Source organism: Clostridium sp. (assembly GCF_036642255.1).
Lineage (GTDB): Bacteria > Bacillota > Clostridia > Clostridiales > Clostridiaceae > Clostridium_J.
This window is the reverse complement of sequence record NZ_JAVWDJ010000096.1, coordinates 1-4,514: the sequence shown is the minus strand read 5'-3', so window position 1 is coordinate 4,514 and position 4,514 is coordinate 1. Positions and strand designations below refer to the sequence as shown.

Sequence of the window (4,514 nt, the reverse complement as noted above, 5' to 3'; positions counted from 1 at the left end):
CAAATCCAGATACTACAGTAGAAACTCCAAAAACTGAAGATCCAAAGGTAGAAGTACCAGTAGTAGAAGTGCCTGTAATCGATGAACCAAAAACTGAGGATCCAGTGATTGAAGTTCCAGTAATTGAAGAACCAAAGGTGGAAGTGCCTGTTAAGGAAGAACCAAAAACAGAAGCACCTAAAGTTGAGACCCCAGCTACAACCCCAAGCACAAGTGTGCCAAGCGGTGTTCCTGCTAACCCAAGCAATAAGAGCTTTAAATATATGGACGCAGTAGAAAAAGAGATTTTAACTTATGTTAATGCAGAAAGAGCAAAAGCAGGTTTAAACCCATTAACTTGGGAAGAGCAAATGAGACCAATCGCAAGATATAAGTCTAACAACATGCTTCAGCATAACTACTTTGCACACAACACACCATCACTAAACAATGCAAGTCCAATGGATTTAGCAACTAAATACTTCAAGTATAATACAAATAGTTATGGTGAAAACTTATTCTACAGCCAAGGTTATTCAGAGTCTACAACTACAGCTAAATACCTTGTAGATCAATGGATGAACTCACCAGGACATAGAGCTAACATTCTAAATGCAAACTGGACTAAAATGTCTGCAGGAGTGGTGTTTAGCAGTGAGGGTAACTGGGTTTATGCAACACAACATTTCTCAACTAACTAATTCTTAACTTAAAGTAAGAATTTGTACAAAGTAACAATTAGTTTAAAATTAGAATTAAGAAAATTAGTGAAGAAGAATTTCTATTAATTTTCTTATAATAAATAGAAAGATGTAGGTGATCAAATCCCCTACATCTTTTTTTATTTTTATTGTTGAACTTCTTACAGTTTTTATAGTTATATTAATTTATGGCTGTTATGCAACTTAACAATTTATATGAATTTCTATATTTACAATATAATCAAACTCATTGTGATTCTATAGTTAATATTATAATTATAAGACTTGATCGCTTTCACTTATAGCTCATGAGCTATTATAAATTCTTCATATTTCACGTAATCAACTTTACTGCATTCTAAAGCTAGTAAAGTCCCATTACTTTCATACTTTATAGATTTTACATTAGTCTTCTCTCTTAAATAGGAAACTACGTCTCCCTTATCATAAGGTATTAACATTTCACAGTGAACATAATCTGTAAAAACTTTTTGGCTTATTAACTTGATTAAGTTATCCATTCCTATTTTTTTCTTAGCTGAAATAAATACACTGTGATTTTTCTCTTCTGTAATTGGCCCCTCTACTAAATCAACCTTGTTATAGGCATAGATTACTGGTATATCACCTGCTCCTATTTGGTTTAGAGTATCAATTGTAACCTCTATTTGATGTTTGTAATTAGGATTTGAGAAATCCACTACATGAATCAATAAATCTGCTTCACACACTTCTTCTAGCGTTGAGCGAAAGGCTTTTATCAAATCGTGAGGTAAGTTGCTAACAAAGCCAACGGTATCAGATAATAAGAAATTTTTATTGTCTGGAAGAATTATACTTCTTACTGATGTTTCAAGGGTTGCAAATAACATATCCTTCTCAAATACTTTCTTATCATCAGAGTTCTTAAAGGTATCTATCATTCCATTCATTACTGTGGATTTACCTGCATTGGTATAACCAACTAATGAAACCAGTGGCAGATCTCTTTTATTTCTTCTTTTACGTTGAGTTTGTCTTTGAAATACAATGTTTTCTAATTCTTTATTTAAAGCCACTATTCTTTCTTCAATTTTTCTACGGTCAAGCTCTATTTTTTTCTCTCCAACACCTTTGTTTTTTGTACCTACTCCCCCACCTTGTCGTCCTAACTCTTCTCGTGACCCCATCAATCTAGGTAGCATATATTTTAAATTCGTTACCTCAACCTGTAGTTTTGCCTCATGGGTTTTTGCCCTCTGAGCAAATATCTCCAAGATTAGCGCTGTTCTATCTAAAATTCTACACTTTAGTGTTTTTTCAAGATTACGTAATTGTGAAGGAGTTAACTCATTATTGAAGATAACTACATCACTTTGATGTTCTTCTAATAAACTTAGAACTTCTTTAACTTTACCTGTTCCAATGTAATGGGAGTTGTTAGTGGACTTTAAGTTTTGTACTATCTCTCCCACTACTTCAAAATCACAAGCAATTGCTAAATTACATAGCTCCTCCATAGATTCCTTAAAGTCTGATTTATTATTTAAATTTGCACCTACTAATAGTGCCTTTTGTCTTTCTTCCATATACTTTACTCTCCTTTAAATAATCAATTTATTGATTATGAGTTTTTACATTGATAATAAATTGATTTTGCTATTTTTAGTTATTCATAGCACGGAATCATGATGCTTTCCACATTTAAAGGGATTTTACTTTGCAAGTAAAAATTAAATGAGAGTTCCCACTGCACATTAGATAAAATAATGTCTCAAGGATATTAAATATATTATGAGTCTAACAATGAGATAATCTATGCTGATAGTAGACTATCAGTATTTTCTATCATCGCAGTAAGATACAATATATACAAACATAATTGTTTATTACTTTCGAATATACCTTAAAAGTAGGAAGTCATAATCCCGGTACTATGCTCTTAATCTGATGCTAAATATACATGCCTTTAAAATCATTTTTAATTCCTCCTTGCATAATAAAAAGGCTACAAATGAATATAATTCACCTGCAACCTTAAAATACATTATTAATAAAAACATAAAAATATGCTTTTAATTAAAGATGTTTTATTGGTATTAAAGAGGTCATAAATATTCTTTGAAAGAGTCCAAAATAAGGTACACAAATAAACCAAAACTCTTTGAGTTTTGCACCTTATAATCTATTTAGTTATTTTATTAAACTAAATCACGGAATCTTAAAAAGAAAACTAACACCGTTAACACCTCATCTTTAAATATTTTATTTAATTATAGCATATCACTCTATAATTGTCCAATGTAAATTCCATATACTGTAATATTAAATACCTATGATCTCATACTATAACTTATATTTCTACTCTTTATTTTAAAAAGGTTAACTCATTGTAAATCTACGATTGATGTAGTGTATGCTTTATCTAAAATGCAATAACTAATCCACCATCATCCGCATAAGTTGAACTTAATCCACCCATCTCAACAATAACTATATCTTTAAAATTATATTTCTTTAAAATCTCATCCTTAAATTCCAATGCTCTATCTACACAATTACAATGAGCTATTGCAAGGACTCTTTCTTCAAGGTTTGTACCCTCTTCTCCAATAACTTCCACAAATCTTTTGAAGGCCTTTTTATATCCTCTAGTCTTCTCAACTAGTTTAATTTCACCTTCATCTGTAGCTCCCATGATAGGTTTAATAGAAAACATTCCTGCTATCTTTGCAACAATAGGATTTAATCTACCTGCTTTTGCTAAATGATCTAAGCTTTCTAGCAAGAAAAATGTTTTCATTTCTTTTATATAACTTGTAACCTTATCAAGGATTTGTATATCGCTAAAATTCTTCTTAGCTAATTCATTAATTTTAAGAGCAATTAGGGTTTCACCAGCTGAAGCACTAAAGGAGTCAAATACATGAATGAACTTTTCACCCACTTCTTCTAAAAATATATTTTTTGCTAATACTGCGCTGTTAAAACTTCCACTTAATCTATTAGATAGTGTAACTACAAATATGCTGTCATCCCCCTGATATCTTTTCATATAATCCTGTGGTGATGGGCATGCTGTTCTAGGTGAAGTTTCACTCTGTCCCATAGCCTTAACGTACTCATTTACATTTAAATTTTCGTCATCTACATAACTTTTTTCCCCTAGTTGCAATATTAGTGGGGCCATTTCAATATTCATTTGTTCTTTGAGCTCTTTTGATAAATCACAACTACTGTCTGCAACAATTTTAATTCCCATATTCGCTACGCTCCTTGCTTACTTAATATAATTACAATCCATAATGCAAAACAATTCTAGAGAACTTTCTTCATATTTTTCGAGAAACGTAAAATCTATTTACCTACTCCCATCTAATCTAAAGCCAATGTTTTTAATGGGTTATATTTACATTAATTATATCATTTAGTTGTTTAAAATCAAAGTTAATGTTAATATTACCACTTTTGATTTGGTTTATAACTTCTAATTTATGGTTTTCATCTATAGCTAAGTGAATTATCTAAAGTAAAAGAATTTTTTAAATAGTTGTAATATAATCTTGACATTTGCTTATATTAATAATAGAATAATAAAAAACAATTTAATTCTATGAAGGGAAAAGTAGGTATTAGTTAGTATCCAAAGCGAGTGGAGGATGGTGAGAGCTCCATGAGAACAGTAATATTGAAGGACCTCCCAGAGAAGTTTACTTGAACATTTTTATAAGTAGAGTAAACCGGATGCCACCGTTAAAGGGCTTAGAGATGACTTAAATAAATTTTTTGTCAAATTAGGATGGTACCGTGAAGCTTATGCTCTCACTCCTACATGGAGTGAGAGCTTTTATTTTT

Annotated in this window: 3 protein-coding genes and 1 other annotated feature; of the genes, 1 reads left to right on the top strand and 2 read right to left on the bottom strand. The window is 31.0% G+C overall.

The annotated features are described in order from the left end of the window. The coding region (locus tag RR409_RS20790; RefSeq protein WP_332559690.1) for a CAP domain-containing protein at nt 1-680 on the top strand (680 nt) is incomplete at its 5' end. A 299-nt stretch (nt 681-979) separates the two neighbouring features. Here the strand turns inward: RR409_RS20790 and hflX are convergent. Both hflX and RR409_RS20780 read right to left on the bottom strand, forming a co-directional pair. Then, nucleotides 980-2,248 carry a GTPase HflX gene (gene hflX, locus RR409_RS20785; protein ID WP_332559689.1) on the bottom strand — a complete coding sequence of 423 codons (1,269 nt, stop codon included), beginning with the start codon at nt 2,246-2,248 and terminating at the stop codon, nt 980-982. Between the two features lie 836 nt (nt 2,249-3,084). Beyond that, a complete protein-coding gene (locus RR409_RS20780; protein ID WP_332559688.1) occupies nt 3,085-3,921 on the bottom strand; it encodes a DegV family protein in 837 nt (278 codons plus the stop codon). Between the two features lie 342 nt (nt 3,922-4,263). Further along, nucleotides 4,264-4,492 (top strand) — a binding site (T-box leader). Nucleotides 4,493-4,514: the final 22 nt, after the last annotated feature.

Excerpts from the sequence above, each read along its gene's own strand:
- hflX (WP_332559689.1), bottom strand. The coding sequence starts at position 2,248 with ATGGAAGAAAGACAAAAGGCACTATTAGTAGGTGCAAATTTAAATAAT.
- RR409_RS20780 (WP_332559688.1), bottom strand. The coding sequence starts at position 3,921 with ATGGGAATTAAAATTGTTGCAGACAGTAGTTGTGATTTATCAAAAGAG.